Source organism: Bacteroidota bacterium, assembly GCA_039821555.1.
GTDB lineage: Bacteria > Bacteroidota > Rhodothermia > Rhodothermales > Rubricoccaceae > JBCBEX01.
This window is the reverse complement of record JBCBNX010000011.1, coordinates 104,974-125,965: the sequence shown is the minus strand read 5'-3', so window position 1 is coordinate 125,965 and position 20,992 is coordinate 104,974. Positions and strand designations below refer to the sequence as shown.

Below are 20,992 nucleotides of genomic sequence, written 5' to 3'. Positions count from 1 at the left end.
TCCCAAATCGCTCGCTCGCCGACATCGTCATGCTTCGTTTCTGTGGGCTTGCCCTCATCCTACTCATTGCAACAGGGTGCGATAGCGAGGAGTCCGGCCCGCTCGGCATCCAGGACACGCGCAATTTCGAGGGGTCCAGCAGCGACTTCTCCTACGTTGTCAATGGCGAACAGCAGCGAGGCTGGACGGATGGGCGCGCCGCCTTGAGCATCACGCGTTTTGACGACGGCGTGCAGCACGAGTTCACCATCTACTTCGCCCCAAGCATCGTCGACACGTTGGGCACGCTCACGGTCACGCTAGACTCGTTTTACGAAGAAGGTGCCTACGACGGCAGCGCCGGGCTCGATGGGCGGTACCGGAATGAAACCACCGAGGAGGGCGTCGAGCAGATACTCTCGGCAGTCTATGCTATCGCTGACCGGCCCCTGTACGCCAGCGGCGCGCAAGGCGCCGAAGACGTGTTCGTGATCGAGCGCATGGACGACGAGTTTGCTGAGGGGCGGTTCAATTTCCAGGACGAGGAGCGTGCGATGGTGTCCGGACGCTTCAAGGCGCGCATCCAGGGCATTTTTGACTGAGGGGCCAGGGTCAGTTCAAGCTGTGCGCTTCCGACGGGCTTTCATTGAACCGGACTGGATGCCCGGCGTAGTTTGTGTTAGCGCTTACACGTCCCCCACACCCCTTCTGAGCGGACGGCTCATGCTGGCTGACTTCCTGCCCTTCTTTCTGATGATCGTGATGGCCCTCGGCCTCGCGGTCACGCTCCTCAAGTCCGCCGAGATCTTCGGCCCGCGCCGCCCACGTCGCGTCAAGGCGAGCCCCTACGAGTCGGGCATGGACCCGGTCGGCTCGGCGCGCGAACGGTACTCGGTCAAGTTCTACCTCGTCGCGATGATCTTCATCGTGTTCGACGTCGAGATCGTGTTCATGTATCCGTGGGCGGTCAGCTTCATCGACTTCCTCGAAGCGGGCTACGGCCTGCAGTCGCTCGCCGTGATTGGGCTCTTCACGCTCATCCTGTTCGTGGGCCTCGTCTACGACATCAAGAAGGGCGGCCTCGACTTCGAAGGCTAGCGACTTCGAAGGGCAAGGGAAACTCGGGCTGCTTTCAGTTTCGATTGAAACTTCCGCCGGGCCGGTCGATAGCAACGAATCCCCCTGACGATCCCGTTTCGGATCCCTCGACTCCACTTCGCCCCGACCTTACCTCGCTATGTTCAGCCAAAACGGTGGCTTCCTCACGACCTCGGTCGACTCCGTGGTCAACTGGGCGCGCTCGAACTCCCTGATGCCGATGCCGATGGGCCTCGCCTGCTGCGCCATCGAGATGATGGGGATGGCCGGTCCGAAGTACGACATCGGCCGCTTCGGCGCGGAGGCGATGCGCTTCAGCCCGCGCCAGGCCGACCTGATGATCGTCGCCGGGTGGTGCTCCTACAAGATGGCGCACGCTGTCCGCCGCATCTGGGACCAGATGCCCGACCCGAAGTGGTGTATCGCCATGGGTGCCTGCGCCTCCACAGGTGGCATGCACCGCGTCTACGGCGTCGTGCAGGGCGTCGACAACTTCCTCCCCGTGGATGTCTACATCTCGGGCTGCCCGCCGCGCCCCGACGCGATCCTGCACGCCGTGATGGACATCCAGGAGAAGATCCGCAACGAGCACTCCGTCGCGAAGGACATCCGCGAGGCGGACATCGACTTCAGCGACCGCCGCCTCATCGAAGCCGCGTAGGTCACGCATGAAAGACGATACCTCCAACACTGAGCCGAAAGTGACCGACACGCCGGAGCCCACGGGACTGAAGTACAGCTTCACGCCGCGTCGTGCGCTGGCGGAGGAGGCGAAGAAGGCCAACCCGCACGCCAAGGCAACGACGCACAACCCGGAGGTCGTGGACGCCCTTCGCGCCGAGTTCGGCGAGCGCATCGGCGAGGTCGTTGAGTACGCCAACGAGCAGACGGTCTTCGTCCAGCGCAGCGCCATCGCCGATGTGTGCGGCTACCTCAAGGACGCGCACGGCTTCAACGTCCTCGTGATGATCGGCTGCATCGACCGCTTCACCGAGACCGAGCGCTTCGAGGTGTTTTACAACCTCGTCGCCATCGACCCGCCAAAGCGGCTGCGCCTCAAAGTGCGCGTGGACGACGGCGAGGCGGTGCCGACCGTGACGGGCGTCTACCACAATGCCAACTGGCACGAGCGCGAGGGCTGGGACTTCATGGGGATCCGCTTCGAGGGCCACCCGGACCTCCGGCGCATGTTCATGCCTGAGGACTTCGAGTACCACCCCCACCGCAAGGAATTCCCGACGCTCGGCATCCCCGGCAGCCTCCCGCTCCCGAACCAGGAGACCGACGGCGAACTCACGCTCGACCCCTTCGCCCGCGCCCACGGCGACCTCCCCCAAGACTAATTCAGGTCCAGCTTTATGGAAACGACGCTCGCCCCTGCTGAGGCTGAGGCTGGCCGCGCGAAGATCGCCAGCACCGACGGCTACGGCCAGGAAGTCTTCACCTTCTGGCCGAAGCACAACCGCGCGCTCTACGACCGGCTGGAGACGAAGCACTCGTACCTGGAGCGCGACGCCGACCCGCTCGAAGCGTCGATGACGCTCAACATCGGGCCGCAGCACCCGGCCACGCACGGCGTCCTCCGCGTCGTCGCCAAGCTCGACGGCGAGACCATCGAGAGCGCGCTCCTGGACCTGGGCTACCTCCACCGCGGCATCGAGAAGCTCGCTGAGGTGAAGACCTTTCAGGAGTTCATGCCCTACACGGACCGCATGGACTACCTCAGCCCCTACTCCAACAACGTCGCGTGGTGCCTCGCGGTGGAGAAGTTGGCGAACGTGGAGGTACCCGAGCGCGCGCAGTGGATCCGCACGATGCTGTGTGAATTGGCGCGCATCTCCAGCCACCTCCTCTGGATGGGGACGATGGTGATGGACGCGGGCGCGATGAGCGCCTTCCTCTGGACGTTCAAGTGGCGCGAGGAGATCTACTCCATCTTCGACGAGGTCGCGGGCGCGCGCTTCACCGTGAGCCACTGCCGCATCGGCGGCGTCACGACCGACCTCTCGCCCGACTCCATCGGCATGATCCGCACCTTCGCGGAGAGCTTCGCGCCGGACATCGAGGAGTGGGACAAGCTCCTCGCAGGCAACCGCATCTGGGTGGAGCGCAACGCAGGCGTCGGCACGGTCACGAAGGAGGAGGCCATGGCGATTGGCCTCGCCGGTCCGAGCCTCCGCGCCTCGGGCGTGCCCTACGACCTCCGCCGCTTCGAGCCGTACCTCGTCTACGAGGACCTCGACTTCACCATCCCGCTCCGCACCGAGGGCGACTGCCTCGCGCGTTACCTCATCCGCCTCGACGAGATGCGCGAGTCGGTGAAGATCCTCCGCCAATGCCTCGACCGCCTCCCCGAAGGACCGGTCCGTGTGGACAACGCCAAGCACGCCTACCCCTCCAAGGACGAGGTCTATTATTCGATGGAGGGCATGATCCACGACTTCATGATGACCGACGTGGGCGTCGCGCCGCCGAAGGGCGCCGAGGCCTACCACGCCATCGAGGCGCCGAAGGGCGAGCTGGGCTTCTTCCTCGCCTCCGACGGCACCGGCAGCCCCTACCGCGTCGAGATGACTTCCCCCAGCTTCGCCAACCTCCAGGCGCTCGAGTACATGCTCGAAGGCGTCATGGTCGCCGACACGGTCGTGATGATCGGCTCGGTCGACCCCGTCATGGGCGAAGCGGACAAATAGAAGGCAGAAGTGCGAAGGCAGAAGGATGAAAGGGTGCCGCAATCACCGCCTTCGCTTCCGCATCGACTGCCGAAACAAGGGCTACCACCCTTTCTGCCTTCATCCCTCTGATTTCTGACTTACCATGGAGCGCCCTGCTGACGTCTCGCCCAAGCCCGCCTACCTCCCGACGGAGGCCCCTGAGCGGCATTTCTCTGACGAGGAACTCCAGTTCTCCGCCGCCGAGAAGAAGCAGATCAAGACCTACCTGAAGAGCTACCCGGAGCGCGACGCCGCCGTGATGCGCGTGCTATGGCTGGCGCAGGACAAGTTCGGATGGCTCCCGCCCGAGGTGATGAAGCTCGTCGCCCAAGCCATCGACATGCCGTACGCCAAGGTGGTCGGCGTGGCGACGTTCTACACGCAGTACTTCAAGAAGAAGCCGGGGCAGCACGTCCTCGAAGTGTGCACCTGCTTCTCGTGCCAGGTGATGGGCGGCTACGACATCTTGCACTACCTCGAAGACAAGCTGGGCATCAAGACGGGCGAGATCTCCGAGGACGGCACGTGGCAGATTCGCGAGGCCGAGTGCCTGGGTGCCTGCGGCTCCGCGCCGATGATGCAGGTCACGAACGGGCAGTACGTCCACAACCTCACGCCCGCCAAGTGCGACGCGGTGATCGCGACGCTCGAAAAGGGCGAGGCGCTCCCCTTCGAGTCGGTCACCCTGCCGCAGGACGAGGACGAGATGGGCGGCAACCGCCGCTCCGACACGGAGGCCGTCGTGACCTACCAGACTGCGCCCATCGCTGAAACCACGAAGTAGCGCTGTTAACTCCTTGATTTCACTGGCAGGAAAGTTGCCTGGTGCCTTGCAGAAGCGCTTTCGCTCCCAGACCTTGCCGCTGCTTTCCTCTACCCCCACGCCCTTCGTGTAGCGTCGCCCTGATGGACATCCAGCAGATCCACCGCGCCAAGACTGCCGTGCTCCAGGAAATGGAGCCGCTCACGCCTGACGAAAAACGCCACCTCCGCGAGACGGTGGACGGCCTGTTCATCGAGCGGCGGCTGACGGACCTCAGCAAGCGCGCACGCGTGGCCATGGGCGCAGCTATCGTAGGTGCGACGCTCGCGACCAAGGGCGCGGCGGGCGTGCTGATCTGGCTCGCGTTCGGCGGCGGTATCACCCTCGCGATGGGCGTGCTCGCCGGAATCGTCGTGACGGGCATATTCGCTGCGGTCGGGGCCGCGCGCTACCTCACGCTCTACCGCCGCATCGTCGCCTACCGGACGCTACGCGGCTTCGTCGCCGCGCGTATCCCCGTCATCCGCCCCGACGTGCCGCTCGTCGAGTGAGCGACAAACGCCAAAGGGCGAGCACCGAACGGGTTCGATTGAATTCTATGCTCGTCTCTTGTCATGCTGAACTTGGTTCAGCATCTCAGCGGGACCTCTTAGATCCTGAATCAAGTTCAGGATGACACGAACGAAAGATCGCAGTTAGTCATACGGATCGAACCGATGGAAGCCACCACACCGCAGACGAAAGCCGGAGACTGGCGCAACTACAAGCGCCTCCTACTCCCGCCGATCAAGGACCTCCACAAGCTCGCCGTCTATGAAAAGAACGGCGGCTACAAAACGTTCGCCAGCATTGTCAAGGACAAGCGTGACCCGAAGGAAGTCGCCGCCGACGTGAAGGCGAGCGGGCTGCGCGGGCGCGGTGGCGCGGGCTTCTCGACCGGCCTCAAGTGGTCGTTCATGCCGCCCGTGGACGACCGTCCACGCTACCTCGGCGTCAACGGCGACGAGTCCGAGCCCGGCACTTTCAAGGACCGGCAGCTGCTGGAGTACAACCCGCACCGCGTCATCGAGGGCATCCTCATCGCGTGCTACGCGATGTCGCTCAAGGCCGCCTACGTCTACGTGCGCGGCGAGTATGACGCCTACATCACGCACTTCGAGCAGGCGCTCGCCGAGGCCTACGCCAAGGGCTACGCCGGCGAGAACATCCTCGGCACCGGCTTCTCGACGGACATCGTCGTGCACAAGGGTGCGGGCGCGTACATCTGCGGCGAGGAGTCGAGCCTGATGAACAGCCTGGAGGGCAAGCGCGCCTACCCGCGCATCAAGCCGCCCTTCCCCGCGCAGAAGGGCCTCTGGGGTATGCCGACGACCATCAACAACGTCGACTCGCTGGCGCAGGCGGCGCTGGCGCTGGAGATCGGCCCCGACGTCTATTCCAAGATCGGCTCGGAGCGGCATCCGGGCGTCGCGCTCTACGGCATCTCGGGGCACGTCGTACGGCCGGGCCTCTACGAGTACCCGACCGGCATGCTCATGACCGACCTCATCTACGAGGTCTGCGGTGGGATTCGCGGCGGCAAGAAGCTCAAGGCCGTCGTGCCGGGCGGCTCGTCCACGCCGGTCCTGCGCGCCGACATGATCGAGGGCGTAACCATGGACGCCGAGAGCCTCCGCGACGCCGGCTCGATGATGGGCACGGGCGGCATGCTCGTGATGGACGAGGACACCGACATGGTGCGCTTCCTCCGCCGCATCACCCACTTCTACCACCACGAGTCCTGCGGCCAGTGCACGCCGTGCCGCGAGGGCACCGGCTGGCTCGAAAAGCTCGTCACCCGCATCGACGAGGGCGAGGGCAACCTCCGCGACCTCGACCTGCTGATCGAGCTGTGCGGGCAGATGGAAGGCCGCACCGTCTGCGCGCTCGCCGACGCCGCCGCCTGGCCCGTCCGCCACACCATCACCCGCTTCCGCGACGAGTTCGAGGCGAAATGCAAGCCTGCTGTCTTCGCTGGCGCAGACCTCTCCGGCGACGGCGCGACTGTGGAGGCCGAGCCTGCGTAGCTGCGCATGGACGTGTGAAGGTTTGAACGGTTGCACGTGAGCGGTGCGAACGCGGCGTCTAGCACGGCATACGACCCCCGTACGTCCATACTTTCACACATTCCAACGTCCACCCCTTCCTATGAAGCACGCTCTTCTGTTCGCGCTCGTCTTCGCGCTCGCGGGCTGCCTGCCCGACACCAACCAGGCTCCTGAGGCAGCTACCGCCGAGTCCGCTGCCGAGGAGCAGCCCGAGTTCGTCACCTACGGGACCATGACCGAGTCTGGCGAGGAGCCGATGATGCTCACCGCCGACGCCGTCGTCTCCAACCCTGCCGAGTACGGGGACGGGGCCGTTCGTGTCGAGGGGACCATCGCCAAGGTGTGCCAGATGAAGGGCTGCTGGATCACGCTCCAGAGCGAGTCGGGCGACAACGGCAACCTCCGCATCGAGGTCCCGCGCGACGAGGCGGGCGAGTACGTCTACACGTTCCCGAAAGACCTCGGCACGGTTCGCATGGTCGTCGAGGGTACGGTCGAGGTCCGCGAGGAGGACGCCGAGGCCGTCGCCCACTTCGAGGCCGACGGCGACGAGGCTGCGACGGTCGATGAGGACGGCGCGCGCACCCAGGTCGTGCTCGTCGCCACCGGCGCGATGGTCGAGGCCGCCGAGCCCCCCGATGACTTCGTGGTCCCCGAAATCGAGGCCACTGACGAAGCGTAGGGGCTAGACGCCCCGTCCCACGCTTGCACACCGACAGCCGAAAGCCGACAGCCCCCACCGCTATGCCCACGGTCACGATCGACGGCCAGGAATTCGAGTTTGAGAAGGGCGCCAAGGCCCTCCAGTTCCTGCTCGACGAAGGCATCGAGATCCCGCACTTCTGCTACCACCCCGCGCTCTCAGTCCCGGCCAACTGCCGCCAGTGCCTCGTCCGCGCAGGCACGCCGATGTTCGACCGCGCCACCCGCGAGCCCGTCCTCGACGACAACGGCGTGCAGAAGATCAACTTCTTCCCGAAGCTGATGCCGTCGTGCTCGCTCGACTTGTCGGACGGCATGGTCATCGAGACGCAGTACGGCAACCCCGACGTGGAGGGCGCGCACGAGGACAACCTCGAACTGCTCCTCATCAACCACCCGCTCGACTGCCCGATCTGCGACCAGGCCGGGCACTGCCCGCTCCAGATCCAGGCCTACAAGTATGGCCCCGAGGGCAGCCGCTTCGAGTTCGAGAAGGTGCACAAGCCCAAGCGCATCGACCTCGGGCCGCACGTGATTCTCGACGCCGAGCGCTGCATCAACTGCACGCGCTGCACCCGCTTCACGAGTGAGGTCAGCGGCTCGCACCAACTCTCGATCGTCAACCGCGGCGACAAGAACTACCCGCTGCCCCCGCCCGGCGAGCCGTTCGATGACCCCTATTCGATGAACGTCGCCGACATCTGCCCGGTCGGCGCGCTCACGGAGAAGTACTTCCGCTTCAAGGCGCGCGTCTGGGAGATGTCCAGCACGCCGTCGGTGTCAGACTTCGGGAGCAAGGGCCTCAACGTGACCTACTGGGTCAAGGACAACCAGGTGCTCCGCATCACCCCGCGCGTGAATGCCGACGTGAACGAGTTCTGGCTCCCCGATGCGGCGCGGCTGCTCCACAGCACCTACAACGAGAACCGTCCCGCCGGCCCAACCGTGACGTTCCGCGACGGCGGGCGCGGCGGCGTGAAGTGGGCGCAGGCCGTCCAGGGTGCCGCGATGCTGCTGAAGGACGCCGCGCCGGACCGCATCGTGCTTCTCGGCTCGGCGCGTGCGTCGGTCGAGGACAACCATCTGCTCGCGAAGCTGGCCAACGGGCTCGGCGCTGCCACGCCGCAGTACCTCCGCCACGTCACGCCCGGCACAGGCGACGGCTGGCTCGTCACCGACGACCAGGCTCCGAACACGCAGGGCGTCGAACGCCTCGGCTTCGCGCCTGTTGACGAGACCATGCTCCGTGCCAAGCTCGACGCGGGCGAGATCGACCTCCTCTACGTCCTCGACGACGATCCCGTGGCGGCAGGCCTCGTGACGGCGGACGACCTCGCAGGCATCAAGGTGATTCTCCACCACACGCACGCGACCAACGAGACACTGCCCCACGCCGACGTGGCGTTTCCCGCGCCCGTCGCGCCGGAGCAGATGGCCACCTACGTCAACGAAGCCGGTCGTGCGCAGCTGCTCCGCCCAGCGAAGATGACCAAGACGTTCGACCGCGCGCTGCTGATGCGCCTCGGGACCGGCCAGAGCCGTCTCGACCGCGGCGGCACACCCTTCGACAACTGGGTCGACGAGAAGAACATGGTCGACGCGAAGGCGCTGTGGGAGATCGCCCCCGACCTGGCCGCCGCGCTGAACCTCACGGGCTTCCCCGCTGCCGACTCCGCCGCCGTGATGGCCGACCTCGCCGCCTCGAACCCGGCGTTCGCTGGTGCCACGCACGCCGCGATGGACCTCCAGGGCGCCCCCCTCGCCGATGTTGGCGAGCCTGCCTAGATCCCTACCTGCTATGCTCCGCTTCGTGCTCTTCCTGCTCGCGGTTGTGCTTGCCATGCCAGCGCAGGCCCAGTCGCCTGAGGAGCAGGTGCAGCGGTTCTTCGAGATCTACGCAGCCGAGGGAGAGGCCTCGGTGGACTCGTTCTTTACGAACAACCCGTACATCGAGAAGAACCGCGAGGGTGTCGACGGGCTGAAGGCGCAGCTCCGCGACGTGCTCGGCCTCGTCGGGCCATTCCGCGGCTACGAGGTCGTAGCCATCCGCTCGCTCGGCGAGCGCCTCGTGAACTACCTCGTGGTGGTCGGGCACGACCGGCAGCCGCTGCGTTTCGCGTTCACGTTCTACCGCCCGCAGGACGTCTGGCAGGCGCAGAACTTCCGCTACAACGACGACTTCACGGGCGATTTCGAGCAGATCGGCGGCTACGCGCCGTAGGTTGTCCCGCTCGTCTCGCTCCAGCATCCACCCCGCCTGTGCCTGAGATCGCCAACGTCGTTGCCAACGTCTGGGAGTTCATCGACCTCCCGGTGTACCTCTTCCTCGTCCTCAACGGGCTGCTGCTGACAGCGTCCGCGCTGGTCTACGCCGAGCGGCGCGTGGCGGGCATCATCCAGGAGCGCATCGGGCCGAACCGCGTCGGGCCGCAGGGGCTGCTCCAGCCGTTCGCGGATGTGTTCAAGCTCATCTTCAAGGAGGACATCCGCCCGAGCGAGTCGAACCGCTTCCTGCACTCGGTCGCGCCGACGCTGATGGTGGTAATCGCGATGACGACCGTGGCTGTGATGCCGGTTGCGCGCGGCGTCGTGGTGGCCGACATCTCGGTGGGCGTGCTGCTCGTGCTCGCGCTGACCTCGCTGAGCGTCTATGGGATCACGATTGCGGGCTGGTCGAGCAACTCGAAGTACTCGCTCCTAGGCGGGCTGCGGTCGTCGGCGCAGATGGTGTCGTACGAACTCGGTATGGGTGCGGCCGTCGTGTCGGTCGTGCTCCTCACCGCCGCCACGCTGCGCGGGCAGGGCCTCGACCTCGCCGCGCTCTCGATGACGGGCATCGTAGAGGCGCAGAACAGCGCGATTGGCGTGTTCGCGTGGAACCTGTTCCGCAATCCCGTCGGCTTCGTGATCTTCGTGGTGTGCGCCTTCGCCGAGACGAACCGCGCACCGTTCGACCTCCCCGAGGCCGAGCAGGAGCTCGTCGGCGGCTACCACACGGAGTACGCCGGGATGAAGTTCGGGATGTTCTTCCTCGCGGAGTACGTCAACATGTTCATGGCGAGCGTCTTCATCACGACGCTCTTCCTGGGCGGCTACCTGATCCCGTTCGAGGCGCTCTTCGTGCCGGGCATGATGGAGGCCGGGCTCGGCTGGCTGGTGGTGGTGCTCCAGGTCGGCTCGTTCCTGTTGAAGGCAGCCTTCTGCGCGTTCGTGTTCATCTGGGTGCGCTGGACGCTGCCGCGCTTCAAGTACAACCAGCTGATGAAGCTCGGCTGGGCCTACCTGCTGCCCATCGCCATCGCCAACATCCTCGTGATCGCCCTCGGCATCGCGCTGTGGTACGCGGTGGCGTAAGGCGTGGTCGAGTTCGAGGTCACGACCTGGATTGCCGCGCCGCCAGCGGTCTGCTTCGACCTCGCTCGTGACGTGGATTTTCACGCCGAGTCGCTCGCGCACACTGGTGAGCGTGTTGTCGACCGCCCGGGTCATAGGCTACTCGAGCTAGAAGACGAAGTCGAGTTCGAAGGGCGGCACTTCGGCGTGGTGCAGCGTCACCGGGCGCGCATCACGGCGCTCGAAGTGCCCAATTTCTTCCGCGACGAAATGGTGCGCGGCGCATTTCGCTCCTTTGCACACGACCATCGATTCGAGCCTATGGGCGAGGGAACGCTCATGCGAGACCGCATTGAGTTCGTCGCACCCTTTGGCTGGGTTGGCTGGATAGTCGAACGTGTTGTGCTTAGTCCCTACCTGAAGCGCCTGATCGCGCAGCGCGGCCTAGAGATCAAACGTGCAGCAGAGGATGCGTCGAAGCCTACCCCCTGATCTCACTTTGTTCAAACCGGAGGTCCACGAAGTAATCTGTACCCCTCGAAATCGAGGGGTACACCTCACCACAGCCGCCCCTCGGCGATCAGTTGCGTCGCGCGGCGGCGGAGTGGGGACCACGTGAGGAGCGTGCGGACGGGCGCGGGGAAGCGGTAGGCGTCGGGGCCACGTAGCGCGGGGCGCATCACGAGGCGATGCACGAGGTCCTGCACGGTCTGGGCGAGACGGATCAGCCCCTGACGCTGACGCTGCACGGCGGCGAGGTCAGCATCGGTGATGTCGTGGCCCGCGACAAGCTTCGGACCGAGGCGCGCGGCGGTGGCCTCCGCGTCCTGAATGGCGAGGTTGATACCCACCATCCCGACCGGGCTCATCGCATGGGCGGCGTCGCCGAGGCAGAGCAGGCCGGGGCGGTGCCAGCGCTCGAGGCGGCTCGTCTCGATGGAGAGCAGTGCGGTCTCGTCCCACGACCGCAGCGTGTCGAGCCGGTCGGCCACGTCGGGCACCGTCGCGGCGATGCGGGCGCGGAAGGCGTCGAGGCCCTGCACTTTCAGGTCGAGCAGTGCGTTTTTGGCGAGGATCAGCCCGACCTGCCAGCGCTCACCCGCATCCATGAGCGCGACCATCGTGCCGGGGCCGAAGCGGAAGTAGGCCCCCGCGGCTTCGTCCATCGTCGCGGCGTCGTGGGGCCGCTTCGGGAGGTGGAACCACAGTACGTCGATGGGTGCGGGGCGGCGCTCGACCTGGAGCCCAGCCAGCGTCCGCACCCGCGAGTGCCGTCCGTCGCACGCGATGGTGAGCGGGGCGCGGACCTCGTGCGTCACGCCCTTGCGCTCGTAGCGCACGCCTCGGATCGCGCCTTCGTGTTCGATCAGCTCTTGCACGTCCGCGCCCGTGACGAGCGTGAAGCCGTCGTGCTGCGCCGCCGCATCGAGGACGAGCGGGAGGAAGCAGCGCTGCGGCGTCATCACGACCTCGCCGTGCGGCGAATCGGCGTGGGCGGCCCACTCGGCGAAGTCGGCGAACCGGATCGTACCCTCAGGGGTGACGGCGGTGAAGTGCGTAGTCGACACGTGCGGGAGGCGGCGCACAACGTCTAGCAGCCCGAGGTGGTCGAGGAGCCGCAGCGTGGCCGGGTTGAGCGTGTTGCCTCGGAAGGCGCGGTCGAAGTCGGTGTACTTCTCCAGCAGCGTCACGCGCACGCCTTGTCGCGCGAGCAGGAGCGCCAGCAGCGCCCCCGCAGGCCCCGCACCTACCACGACGGCGTCGGTATCAGTCGGGATCATGGGGGTAGGCATTGAGGACAGCAAGTGGGTGCGAAGGCGCCAACGAGCAGCCCGGTCCTGCGGTCCCGATTTGCCTGTGACAACGTATGAAGCCGGTGTGAAGCGGTGGAATTGTGAACCCTCGGCGGCTTGTTTTGCGCATACTCCAGCGACACCTCGAAACCGAGGTCCCTCCTCCGGTGTGGGGACACTTGAGGATGGAAGCACTTCCTTCGGGAAGCTCCCTCGCAAAGCCTATGTGGTGGTGGGAATCTTTGCGAGAGAACCGGGCGCGGCCCTCAACGCCGCGCCCGGTTTTTTTATGGCGTCGCAGCAACATCGCTCGCGGCATCGGATCTTCAGGGCGTTTTTCCCTCGCCCTCGTTGCTCGGCCGATGCGTCTGCTTCTCCTTCTCCCGCTGCTCCTCCCACTCCTTGCTCACGCCCAGCAGGCGACCGTCGCCTTTGCCATCGACATGAGCGAGGCGACGGAAGCGGGCTGGTTCAACCCGGTCAACGAGCGCGTCGGTGTGCGCGGCGGGGTCGCACCGCTAGCGTGGGACCAGAGCGTGGAGGCCCAGGACGCCGATGGCGACAGCGTCTACACGCTCACGCTGCCCTTCGAGGTCACGGGCGACAGCATCACCGTGGCCTACAAGTTTCACGTGATGGGCGGTGGCAACGAGCCGAACGGTGGCTGGGAGGACGGGCGCAACCGCACGGTCGTCCTGCGGCCTGGTGAGCCCGTCACGGTCGCACGCCGCTTCGACGAGCCGCTGCCCGAGGTGCCACCGACGTTCACAGGGACCGTGGAGGCGATCCAGGACGTGCCGTCGGCGCACCTCGACCTCCCGCGCGATGTGTTCGTCTATCTCCCGCCGGGCTACGCCAACGACCTCGACCGGCGCTATCCGGTGCTCTACCTCCACGACGGCCAACTCGTCTTCGATGGGAGCGAACGGGACGAATGGGGCTTCGACGAGGCCGCCCAGGCGCTCATCGCAGCGGGTGAGATCGAGCCGGTCATCATTGTGGGCGTGAGCAACACGGCGCAGCGGACCAAGGAATACACGCAGACGGTCCAGACGTGGCGCCACACCCTCTCGCGCACCGGCGCGGCCCCGGACGGCGGCGACGAGGCCGACCTGCAACGATTCACCGGGCACTACGCCCTCGACGAGACGCCCGAAGAAGGACTCGATCTGGAGATGCGCGATGGCGCTCTCGTGGGTCGTCTCCCCGGACAAGAGGTCTGGAACGCGCTGGAGCGCGTCGATCCGCTCACGTTCTTCGTGTCAGACCTAAGCATCACGATGCAGTTCGAGGCGGACGAGGACAGGCGCATCGTGGGGCTCACCGCCACGAAGCCGCCCAATGGCGGTGCCGGGCTCGCCTACGGTCGCTTCCTCGTGGACGAGCTGAAGCCCGCCATCGACGCGCAGTACCGCACCGATCCCGAGCGGGCGTCGTTGGGCGGCGCATCGCTGGGCGGCCTCATCACGATGGTGCTCGGCCTCGAATACCCCGAGGTGTACGACGGCCTGCTCGTCGTCGCGCCGTCGGTGTGGTGGGACAGCGAGGAAGTGCTCGACCGCGTGCGTGCGTTCGATGCGCCAACCGGGCAGCGCGTCTGGCTGAGCATGGGTGTCGAAGAGTCCGATGGGATGCGGCAGGGCGCGCGCAAGCTCGGCATCGAACTGCGCGCCGCCGGGTGGGCCAGCGGCGACCGCTTCGTCTACGTGGAGAACGCCGGGGGCCACAACGAGGCGTCCTGGAGCCTGATCGTCCCCGACATGCTGCGGTTTCTGTATGGAAAGTGAGGCCGTGCGGTAGTGCTACTGTGCGGCCGTGGTCAAGCGAACTAGCTTGAAGTCCCAACCAAAGCCCCGCACCTTTTCGACCCTCGACCCTCGACCCTCGACCCTCGACCCGTGCCAGACCTCGACGCTCTACGCAACCTCGGTCCCGTGAGCGCGCGGATGCTCGCCGAAGTCGGCATCGACAGCCGGGCAGAGTTGGAACGCCTCGGAGCAGAGATGGCGTTTCAGATCGTGCGCCATCGCCGCCCGGCCGTGAGCCTCAACCTACTCTGGGCGCTGCACGGGGCGCTGACGGATCAGGACTGGCGTAGCCTCGCCGCTGACGAGAAGGCCCGCCTCCGGGACAAGGTCGCCGTGCCGCTGCGTGTTCGCCCAGGCTGAGAGCAGTACGGCGCCCACGTCTTCCTCGTTGAGCAGAACGGGGGGACCACTCCGCTGCTACAAATGGGCGAACACCGTCTGCCACAGGAGAAGATCCACGACGCCTCCGAGCGCGGCCACGTCGTAGTCCGTTGTCGGTTACTAAAACGGGCCTTTACTAAAACGGGCCTTCGTTGAGGGGCTAGCGCTCGGGCGTCGGGCTCATCTCGGCAAGCAAGTCCCAGCCAAACGTGAGAAGCGGCAGCGACGCCTCGGCGAAGTCCAGCACGGCGGTGGTGAACGCAGGCGTCTGTACGTCGGCGTCGGCCACATCGCGCGTGACGATGGCGCCTTTCCACCGGAGGTACTCCGCGACCTCCGAGTCGGCGTAGTCGTTGTAGCCGCGCGGCATCCGCTTGAGCGACTCGCGCGTGCTCAGCGCCAGCCCGGCGTCCTCGATATGCCGGACGACGTTCAGGAACGACGCAGGGTCGTGGGCGAGGCGGTCGCGCCAGGCGCGGAGCAGGTCCCGCTCGGGGAACCAGTAGCCCGCCGCCAGGAAGCTCTTGCCCGGCTCCACGTGGATGTAGACGCTGCCCGGCTCCTTCTTCCCACCCGAGCGCGAGAGCACAGCGGAGACGTGCGTCTTGTACGGGTTCTTGTTCTTCGAGAAGCGCGTGTCGCGGTAGACGCGAAACACCGACGTCTTTGCATCGCCGCCGAGCGGGAGGCCACGATGCGCGGCTTGGCGCGTGCAGTCGGCAACGAGGCACCGGAGCGGCCACTGGCACTCGTCCACGAAGGTTTGCTTGCGGGGCTTGAACCAGTCGCGCTCGTTGTGGGCGGCGAGGTCGCGGAGGAACTGGAGGCCTTCGTCGCGAAAGCCGGGGAAGGGCGGGAGGTCGAGCGGCGGAGCAGACATGGTGCGGGGAGGAGAGAGATACCAGGACAGGGAAGCGAGAACAGAGAGTACGAAGCGCGAATGACGACGAGGTGTCACCGTGAAGCTTTACGTTAGCCTCGTGCTTTTTTCCGCAGGCGTGATAAGATCTTGCTGGGACTCCCGTAGCTTCACGATGTACCCTCCTCCACTCTTCCCTTTTACCAACAAGCCCTACCAGCTATGGCTCGCCAACTCCTTGCGCGCCTCTTGTTTGCAAGCCTCTTTGCCTTCGTACTTGTGGCGTGCGACAGCAGCGACCCAGAAGAGCCCGCACCAGATCCGCCTGCGGCCCCACCCTCGTTCAGCGTCTCGTCGCAGACCATTACGCTCCAGGACAACAGTGACGGAATCATCTTTTTCGTGTCTCCGAGCGAGGACGTGGTGCTCGTCCGTGTCGAGATCACCAACCCGCGCCAGCAGAATCTCACGTTCAACGCAGGTTCGTCGACGGTCGTGCGCAACGAGTCTTTCGCGCTCCAGGACGCGGGCATCGGCTACGTGAGGTTTAGCGGCGACTGGACCTTCGAGTTTGTCGGCCGGCGTGCCGCTGGCGACCAGGAGAGCTTCAACGTCACCGTGACGGTGAACGTCGGAGCCTAGCGCTTTGGCCGGTCTGGCCTACGCCGCCTGCGCGAGTGCGTGCCAGGCGGCGTAGGCCATGAAGCCAGGTCCGAGGCGCAGCGCCTCCTCGTCGATGTCGAAGCGCGGCGTGTGGAGGCCGTGCACGATGCCGCGCGCCTCGTTGCGCGTGCCGAGCCGGTAGAACGAGCCCGGAATCTCCTGGAGGTACCACGCGAAGTCTTCCGAGGCGAACCAGCGGTCGAGGTCGACCACGTGCTCCTCGCCGACGTAGTCCACGGCAGCTTCGCGGAGCGTCGCGGTGAGGGCGGGGTCGTTCGAGAGCGCCGGATAGCCGACGAGGATCTCCACGTCGCATGTGGCCCCGAGCCCCTGGGCGGTGTGCATCGCGACGCGCTCGATGAGCTTGTGCGCGCGGAAGCGCCACCCCTCGTCCATCGCCCGGAACGTGCCGATGATCTGCACCTCCTCCGGCAGCACGTTCGTCGCGCCCTCGGCGACGACCTTGCCGAACGAGAGTACGCTCGGGCTGTCGGGCGGGCAGTTGCGGCTGATGACGGACTGCAGCGCCGTGAGGACGTGCGCCTGCACGAGCACCACGTCGGCGCTGAGGCGGTGCGGTGCTGCGGCGTGGCCGCCCTCGGCGGTGATCGTGAGGTAGAGTTCGTCGGCGCTCGCCATGTAGTCGCCCGCGCGGACGCCGATCGTGCCGACGGGCAGGTCGGGCGCCACATGCTGGCCGAGGATGTGGGTCGGGGCGGAGCCTGTGTGCTGCCTCACAGCGCCGAGCGCGCCTTCTTCGACCATCACCTTTGCACCGCCGGGCAGCTTCTCCTCGCTCGGCTGGAAAAGGAAGCGGACGGTGCCGGGGAGGTCGTCGCGGATCTCGGTGAGGAGCCGCGCCGCGCCGAGGAGCGCCGCCGTGTGCGCGTCGTGGCCACAGGCGTGCATCACGCCGGGCGTCTGCGAGGCGTAAGCCAGGTTAGTCGCCTCCTGGATGGGCAGCGCGTCCATGTCAGCCCGAAGCGCGAGGGTGGGGCCGGGCTGGCCGCCTGTGAGCGTCGCCACCACGCCCGTCTTCGCCACGCCGGTCATCACCTCCAGGCCGAGGTCGGTGAGCTCATTCGCGACGAGCCGCGCCGTCTCGTGCTCCTCGAAGGCGAGCTCGGGGCGCAGGTGGATCGTGCGGCGGAGGCGGACGGTATGGTCGAACGTCTCGTCGGCGAGCGTTTTGAGGCGGTCAATCATGCACGGAGCCGGAGTAGGGGGTGTCTGACGAGGGTGGAGGCTACGCGCCAAACTACCGCCCGTGCTGGTCGCGGCTCGCCCGTAGGTCGCTCGGGCGAGGGGGGCCGCCCGGCGGTGGCGGTCGATAGCGAACGTGGCGTCGGAAGTCTCCGAGAAAAGCGCTTCCGAGAACGATGAAGAGCCTGGTTCGCCTCGGCGGGATGTGGTAGCTTGCGGGCCGCTCATCGGCGTTGCGCCTTCGAGCGGCTGTCGTTTCCTAGTCGCAGTGCTTTCGCCGCGGCTGAGCCCTCCCCCGAGCCTGAATTCCGCATCGCCATGCAGCCTGCCGTCCTCGCGCCCAAAACTGGACAGTCCGTCGCGCCCGTCGAGAAGCACCTCCCCGAGGCGCATGCCGTCCATGACATCCTCGACCGGCACATCCTGGCCGACGGGTTCGACATGGTGCTTGACATGCAGCACAGTCGGGGCGCGCACCTCCGCGACGCCAAGACGGGCCGCGACTACGTCGACTTCTTCACGTTCTTCGCCTCGAACCCGCTCGGGATGAACCACCCGAAGCTCTCCGGCGATTCGGCAGACACCAAGGCGTTCCAGGCGCGCCTCATGGACGCGGCACTCAACAAGCCGTCCAACTCCGACGTCTACACGCGGCATATGGCCCGCTTCGTGGACACGTTCGCTCGGGTGGGCATCCCCGACCAGCTGCCGAACGCCTTCTTCGTGTCGGGGGGCGCGCTCGCCGTCGAGAACACGCTCAAGGTGGCCTTTGACTGGAAGGTGCGGATGAACCACCGCAAGGGCTACCGCCGCGAAGTCGGGCACAAGGTGCTGCACTTCGAGAAGGCGTTCCACGGGCGCAGCGGCTACACGATGTCGCTCACGAACACCGACCCGAACAAGGTCAAGTACTTCCCCAAGTTTGACTGGCCGCGCCTCTCGACGCCCGTCGCCAACGGCCCGGCGCATATGGACGACGTCGAGCAGCGGGAGGCGCTCGCGCTCGCGCAGGCGAAGACCTATTTCCGCGAGCACCGCGACGACATCGCCTGCGTGATCGTGGAGCCCATCCAGGGCGAGGGCGGCGACAACCACCTGCGCCCGGTCTTCCTCCAGGCGCTCAAGGACCTCGCGCACGAGAACGACGCGCTCCTCATCTTCGACGAGGTGCAGACCGGCGTCGGCCTCACCGGCACGTTCTGGGCGTGGCAGGGGCTCGGCGTCACGCCGGACCTGCTCGCGTTCGGCAAGAAGGCACAGGTCTGCGGCGTCCTCGCGGGTGGCCGCGTCAGCGAAGTCGACGACAACGTGTTCAACATCTCCAGCCGCATCAACTCGACGTGGGGCGGCAACCTCGTGGACATGGTCCGCTTCGACCGCATCCTCGAAGTGATCGAGCAGGACAACCTCGTCGGCAACGCCTGGCACGTCGGGAGCTACCTCCTCCAGCGCCTCCACGCGATGGCTGAGGCGCACGACGTCGTCGCGAATCCGCGCGGCCGCGGCCTCATGTGCGCCTTCGATCTCCCCACCGCCGAGCTGCGCAACGCCGTCCGCCACCGCGCCTACGACCTCGGCCTCATCATCCTCGGCTGCGGTGCCAACACGCTCCGCTTCCGCCCCGCGCTCACGGTCACCGAAGCTGACATCGACCAGGGCCTCGACATCCTCGCGCAGGCGATGAAGCAGACGGTGTAGCGGTGGACGGCAGGTCAGGTGCGTCGGCGGATCGAGAGCAGATAGTCGACTATCTGAAGACGTGTACAGGGCGCGAGTTGAGCGAGATTCTCAACACCGCCCTGTCCGTGCGCGAGGAAGTGCAGAACGCGCACGGGCTTGAAGACCTCAACTCCGAACACGACGCAGGGTGGGCTTTTGAGGTCGTGGCTGACCAATGGCCCGAATCCGAAGAGCGTGTGGAGTGGGGTGAAGGTTTACACCAGCAGGGACAGTGCACAACCTGCGGCGCTGAGGTGCTCTCACATGCAAAGCGGGCGCGGTGTCCACTGTGCGGGAGCCTGGTGTTATGCACCTAGACACAACTCTTTTAGTGTCATCCTGAACTTGGTTCAGGATCTCTGACGACTCCGTTATTTCGCTGCATTGCTGAGATGCTGAAACGAGCTCAGCATGACAAATACGGGGTCTATCTCCCTAGCCGCCGGCTCACCGAGCCTCGTCCATCGCGTGGAGTTGTGCCTCGATGGCCTTCATCATCGCGTGGAGGTCCGTCTGCTGGGTCTCAGAGAGCGGCGACACCATCTCGGCGACGTAGGTGCGCTGGAGCGCATCGGCCTCGGCGGCGAGGGCGCGGCCTGCGGCGGTGAGCACGATCAGGTTCACGCGGCCGTCGGACGGATCGGGGCGGCGCTCGATCAGGCCGCGCTCGGCGAGGCGGTTGAGAAGGCCCGTGAGGTTGCCCTTCGTCACGAGGAGGCGCGCGGCGAGCGTCTGCTGGCTCACGCCGTCCTCGATGAGCAGGTGGGCGAGCGTCTCGTGCTGGGCGACGGTGAGGTCGAGCGTGCGGAGGCGCTCGGTGAGGAGGCGCGTGCAGGTCTGGTAGGTGCGGATGACCGACAGCCATGCGCGGATCGAGAGCGGCTGGCGCGGACGGTTGCTCGGAAAGACGTCAGTTTGCTGGGAACCTGACATATCGTTGAGGCTTAAACCAAAATAGTTCATCTATAAACTAAACGCTACATCCGCATGTCGGTGTTCCTCCGCGTCCTCCCGCCCCTCCTCCGCGTCGGCAGCGTCGTTGCGCCTGGCGCGATGGCCTCGCTCGCCTGGCGCATGTTCCGCTCCCCACGCGACCTCGACAAGCCCGTCTCAGCCCGCGAAGAGCGGCTTCGTGCCGCGGCGCAGACCGAACGCATCGTGTCCGGGACCTACGAGGACGCCGTCGAGATCCAACTCTACCGCTGGCCTGCTGCCGCCGGGACGACCACACCTGGCGCCTCTCCGAAAACGGCGCTCCTCGTTCACGGCTGGGAGGGTGACGCGCTCAACTTCGTCGCCTTCGTGGAGCCGCTGCGCAAGGCCGGGTTTGACGTGGTCGCGCTCGACGGCCCGGCGCACGGCGCGTCGTCGGGCGAGCGGACCGACGCACTCCGGCATGCGCAGGCCATCGAGGCGGCAGTCCGGCACCTGGGGCAGGTCGATCTGCTCCTTGGGCACTCCTTCGGCGGCTATGCCTGCGTGTTCGCCGTGGCGGGCATCCCCGATCTCATCGAGCCGCAGGACGTAGGCCGCCTTGCGCTCATCGCCGCGCCGGACACGTTCGAGGGCGTCTTCCACCGCTTTGCGCAGATGGTCGGCTTCTCGGAAGCCGTCGAGCGCCGCATCCACCGCCGGGTCGAGGCCATGGGCGGACAGCCGGCGTCGCGCTTCTCGGTGCGCCACGCGCTCAGCCTCATCGATGTGCCGACGCTCGTGATCCATGACCGCGACGATAAGGAAATCCCCTTCGCCGAGGGCGAGACGAACGCAGCCGCCGGGCCGCACGTCACGTTCCTCCCGACCGACGGGCTCGGTCATCGTCGCGTTCTCCGCGCGCCGGATGTGGTGCAGCACGTCATTGCGTTCGGCAAGACCGTAGCTGTGGCACTA

Annotated in this window: 22 protein-coding genes; 18 read left to right on the top strand and 4 right to left on the bottom strand. The window is 66.3% G+C overall.

The genetic code is table 11. From position 1 onward, the window contains the following. The first annotated feature begins 29 nt into the window (after positions 1-29). The 13 genes from AAFU51_13155 (at position 30) to AAFU51_13095 (ending at position 11,168) form a co-directional block, all read left to right on the top strand. Entirely contained in the window at positions 30-581 is a 552-nt protein-coding gene (locus AAFU51_13155; GenBank protein ID MEO1572206.1) for a hypothetical protein, read from the top strand. 121 nt (positions 582-702) lie between these two features. Further along, positions 703-1,077, top strand: coding sequence for an NADH-quinone oxidoreductase subunit A (locus tag AAFU51_13150; GenBank protein MEO1572205.1), 375 nt, complete (start codon positions 703-705; stop codon positions 1,075-1,077). Positions 1,078-1,216: 139 nt separating this feature from the next. After that, positions 1,217-1,738 (top strand): NADH-quinone oxidoreductase subunit NuoB, encoded by a 522-nt coding sequence (gene nuoB, locus AAFU51_13145; GenBank protein ID MEO1572204.1) that lies wholly within the window; start codon positions 1,217-1,219, stop codon positions 1,736-1,738. 7 nt (positions 1,739-1,745) lie between these two features. Beyond that, positions 1,746-2,420 carry an NADH-quinone oxidoreductase subunit C gene (locus AAFU51_13140; GenBank protein ID MEO1572203.1) on the top strand — a complete coding sequence of 225 codons (675 nt, stop codon included), beginning with the start codon at positions 1,746-1,748 and terminating at the stop codon, positions 2,418-2,420. A 15-nt stretch (positions 2,421-2,435) separates the two neighbouring features. Beyond that, entirely contained in the window at positions 2,436-3,770 is a 1,335-nt protein-coding gene (gene nuoD, locus AAFU51_13135; GenBank protein MEO1572202.1) for an NADH dehydrogenase (quinone) subunit D, read from the top strand. Between the two features lie 124 nt (positions 3,771-3,894). Next, positions 3,895-4,575 (top strand): NAD(P)H-dependent oxidoreductase subunit E, encoded by a 681-nt coding sequence (locus AAFU51_13130; protein MEO1572201.1) that lies wholly within the window; start codon positions 3,895-3,897, stop codon positions 4,573-4,575. A 122-nt stretch (positions 4,576-4,697) separates the two neighbouring features. Continuing rightward, complete coding sequence (locus AAFU51_13125; GenBank protein MEO1572200.1) at positions 4,698-5,105, top strand: hypothetical protein; 408 nt, start codon at positions 4,698-4,700, stop codon at positions 5,103-5,105. 165 nt (positions 5,106-5,270) lie between these two features. Further along, entirely contained in the window at positions 5,271-6,620 is a 1,350-nt protein-coding gene (gene nuoF, locus AAFU51_13120) for an NADH-quinone oxidoreductase subunit NuoF (protein ID MEO1572199.1), read from the top strand. A gap of 121 nt (positions 6,621-6,741) precedes the next feature. Next, positions 6,742-7,323 (top strand): DUF4920 domain-containing protein, encoded by a 582-nt coding sequence (locus AAFU51_13115; GenBank protein ID MEO1572198.1) that lies wholly within the window; start codon positions 6,742-6,744, stop codon positions 7,321-7,323. A 62-nt stretch (positions 7,324-7,385) separates the two neighbouring features. Then, on the top strand, positions 7,386-9,128 hold the full coding sequence (locus tag AAFU51_13110) for a 2Fe-2S iron-sulfur cluster-binding protein (protein ID MEO1572197.1): 1,743 nt from the start codon (positions 7,386-7,388) through the stop codon (positions 9,126-9,128). Between the two features lie 13 nt (positions 9,129-9,141). Continuing rightward, positions 9,142-9,564, top strand: a complete 423-nt coding sequence (locus AAFU51_13105) for a hypothetical protein (protein MEO1572196.1) — start codon at positions 9,142-9,144, stop codon at positions 9,562-9,564. 80 nt (positions 9,565-9,644) lie between these two features. Continuing rightward, positions 9,645-10,697, top strand: coding sequence for an NADH-quinone oxidoreductase subunit NuoH (gene nuoH, locus AAFU51_13100; GenBank protein MEO1572195.1), 1,053 nt, complete (start codon positions 9,645-9,647; stop codon positions 10,695-10,697). 3 nt (positions 10,698-10,700) lie between these two features. Then, the gene (locus tag AAFU51_13095; protein MEO1572194.1) at positions 10,701-11,168 is read left to right on the top strand and encodes an SRPBCC family protein; all 468 of its coding nucleotides are present in this window, start codon (positions 10,701-10,703) and stop codon (positions 11,166-11,168) included. A 65-nt stretch (positions 11,169-11,233) separates the two neighbouring features. On the opposite strand, the gene AAFU51_13090 is transcribed toward AAFU51_13095, so the two are convergent. Next, entirely contained in the window at positions 11,234-12,457 is a 1,224-nt protein-coding gene (locus tag AAFU51_13090; protein MEO1572193.1) for an FAD-dependent monooxygenase, read from the bottom strand. 374 nt (positions 12,458-12,831) lie between these two features. Here AAFU51_13090 and AAFU51_13085 point away from each other — a divergent pair, with 374 nt between their 5' ends. Further along, on the top strand, positions 12,832-14,256 hold the full coding sequence (locus AAFU51_13085; GenBank protein ID MEO1572192.1) for an alpha/beta hydrolase-fold protein: 1,425 nt from the start codon (positions 12,832-12,834) through the stop codon (positions 14,254-14,256). Between the two features lie 111 nt (positions 14,257-14,367). Then, positions 14,368-14,637: a TfoX/Sxy family protein gene (locus AAFU51_13080; GenBank protein ID MEO1572191.1), complete on the top strand. Its 270-nt coding sequence runs from the start codon at positions 14,368-14,370 to the stop codon at positions 14,635-14,637. A 181-nt stretch (positions 14,638-14,818) separates the two neighbouring features. Here the strand turns inward: AAFU51_13080 and AAFU51_13075 are convergent, their stop codons facing one another. Beyond that, a complete protein-coding gene (locus AAFU51_13075) occupies positions 14,819-15,538 on the bottom strand; it encodes a DUF2461 domain-containing protein (GenBank protein ID MEO1572190.1) in 720 nt (239 codons plus the stop codon). Positions 15,539-15,739: 201 nt separating this feature from the next. Here AAFU51_13075 and AAFU51_13070 point away from each other — a divergent pair, with 201 nt between their 5' ends. Further along, a complete protein-coding gene (locus AAFU51_13070) occupies positions 15,740-16,159 on the top strand; it encodes a hypothetical protein (protein MEO1572189.1) in 420 nt (139 codons plus the stop codon). Between the two features lie 18 nt (positions 16,160-16,177). Here AAFU51_13070 and AAFU51_13065 read toward each other — a convergent pair whose 3' ends face one another. After that, positions 16,178-17,386 carry a M20 family metallopeptidase gene (locus AAFU51_13065; GenBank protein ID MEO1572188.1) on the bottom strand — a complete coding sequence of 403 codons (1,209 nt, stop codon included), beginning with the start codon at positions 17,384-17,386 and terminating at the stop codon, positions 16,178-16,180. Positions 17,387-17,701: 315 nt separating this feature from the next. On the opposite strand from AAFU51_13065, the gene lat reads away from it, so the two are divergent. Next, complete coding sequence (gene lat / locus AAFU51_13060; GenBank protein MEO1572187.1) at positions 17,702-19,081, top strand: L-lysine 6-transaminase; 1,380 nt, start codon at positions 17,702-17,704, stop codon at positions 19,079-19,081. Positions 19,082-19,549: 468 nt separating this feature from the next. Here lat and AAFU51_13055 read toward each other — a convergent pair whose 3' ends face one another. Next, positions 19,550-20,035, bottom strand: a complete 486-nt coding sequence (locus AAFU51_13055; protein MEO1572186.1) for a MarR family transcriptional regulator — start codon at positions 20,033-20,035, stop codon at positions 19,550-19,552. Positions 20,036-20,089: 54 nt separating this feature from the next. Between AAFU51_13055 and AAFU51_13050 the strand changes: the two genes are divergently transcribed. Further along, positions 20,090-20,992: alpha/beta hydrolase (locus AAFU51_13050; GenBank protein ID MEO1572185.1), on the top strand; the 903-nt coding region annotated here is incomplete at its 3' end.

Bases quoted from the DNA above. Each gene is read 5' to 3' on its own strand.
- lat (MEO1572187.1), top strand. From the start codon at position 17,702: ATGCAGCCTGCCGTCCTCGCGCCCAAAACTGGACAGTCCGTCGCGCCC.
- AAFU51_13115 (MEO1572198.1), top strand. From the start codon at position 6,742: ATGAAGCACGCTCTTCTGTTCGCGCTCGTCTTCGCGCTCGCGGGCTGC.
- AAFU51_13130 (MEO1572201.1), top strand. From the start codon at position 3,895: ATGGAGCGCCCTGCTGACGTCTCGCCCAAGCCCGCCTACCTCCCGACG.
- AAFU51_13125 (MEO1572200.1), top strand. From the start codon at position 4,698: ATGGACATCCAGCAGATCCACCGCGCCAAGACTGCCGTGCTCCAGGAA.
- AAFU51_13055 (MEO1572186.1), bottom strand. From the start codon at position 20,035: ATGTCAGGTTCCCAGCAAACTGACGTCTTTCCGAGCAACCGTCCGCGC.
- AAFU51_13105 (MEO1572196.1), top strand. From the start codon at position 9,142: ATGCTCCGCTTCGTGCTCTTCCTGCTCGCGGTTGTGCTTGCCATGCCA.
- nuoB (MEO1572204.1), top strand. From the start codon at position 1,217: ATGTTCAGCCAAAACGGTGGCTTCCTCACGACCTCGGTCGACTCCGTG.
- AAFU51_13110 (MEO1572197.1), top strand. From the start codon at position 7,386: ATGCCCACGGTCACGATCGACGGCCAGGAATTCGAGTTTGAGAAGGGC.
- AAFU51_13075 (MEO1572190.1), bottom strand. From the start codon at position 15,538: ATGTCTGCTCCGCCGCTCGACCTCCCGCCCTTCCCCGGCTTTCGCGAC.
- AAFU51_13070 (MEO1572189.1), top strand. From the start codon at position 15,740: ATGGCTCGCCAACTCCTTGCGCGCCTCTTGTTTGCAAGCCTCTTTGCC.
- AAFU51_13155 (MEO1572206.1), top strand. From the start codon at position 30: ATGCTTCGTTTCTGTGGGCTTGCCCTCATCCTACTCATTGCAACAGGG.
- nuoD (MEO1572202.1), top strand. From the start codon at position 2,436: ATGGAAACGACGCTCGCCCCTGCTGAGGCTGAGGCTGGCCGCGCGAAG.
- AAFU51_13065 (MEO1572188.1), bottom strand. From the start codon at position 17,386: ATGATTGACCGCCTCAAAACGCTCGCCGACGAGACGTTCGACCATACC.
- nuoF (MEO1572199.1), top strand. From the start codon at position 5,271: ATGGAAGCCACCACACCGCAGACGAAAGCCGGAGACTGGCGCAACTAC.
- AAFU51_13150 (MEO1572205.1), top strand. From the start codon at position 703: ATGCTGGCTGACTTCCTGCCCTTCTTTCTGATGATCGTGATGGCCCTC.
- AAFU51_13090 (MEO1572193.1), bottom strand. From the start codon at position 12,457: ATGATCCCGACTGATACCGACGCCGTCGTGGTAGGTGCGGGGCCTGCG.
- AAFU51_13140 (MEO1572203.1), top strand. From the start codon at position 1,746: ATGAAAGACGATACCTCCAACACTGAGCCGAAAGTGACCGACACGCCG.
- AAFU51_13085 (MEO1572192.1), top strand. From the start codon at position 12,832: ATGCGTCTGCTTCTCCTTCTCCCGCTGCTCCTCCCACTCCTTGCTCAC.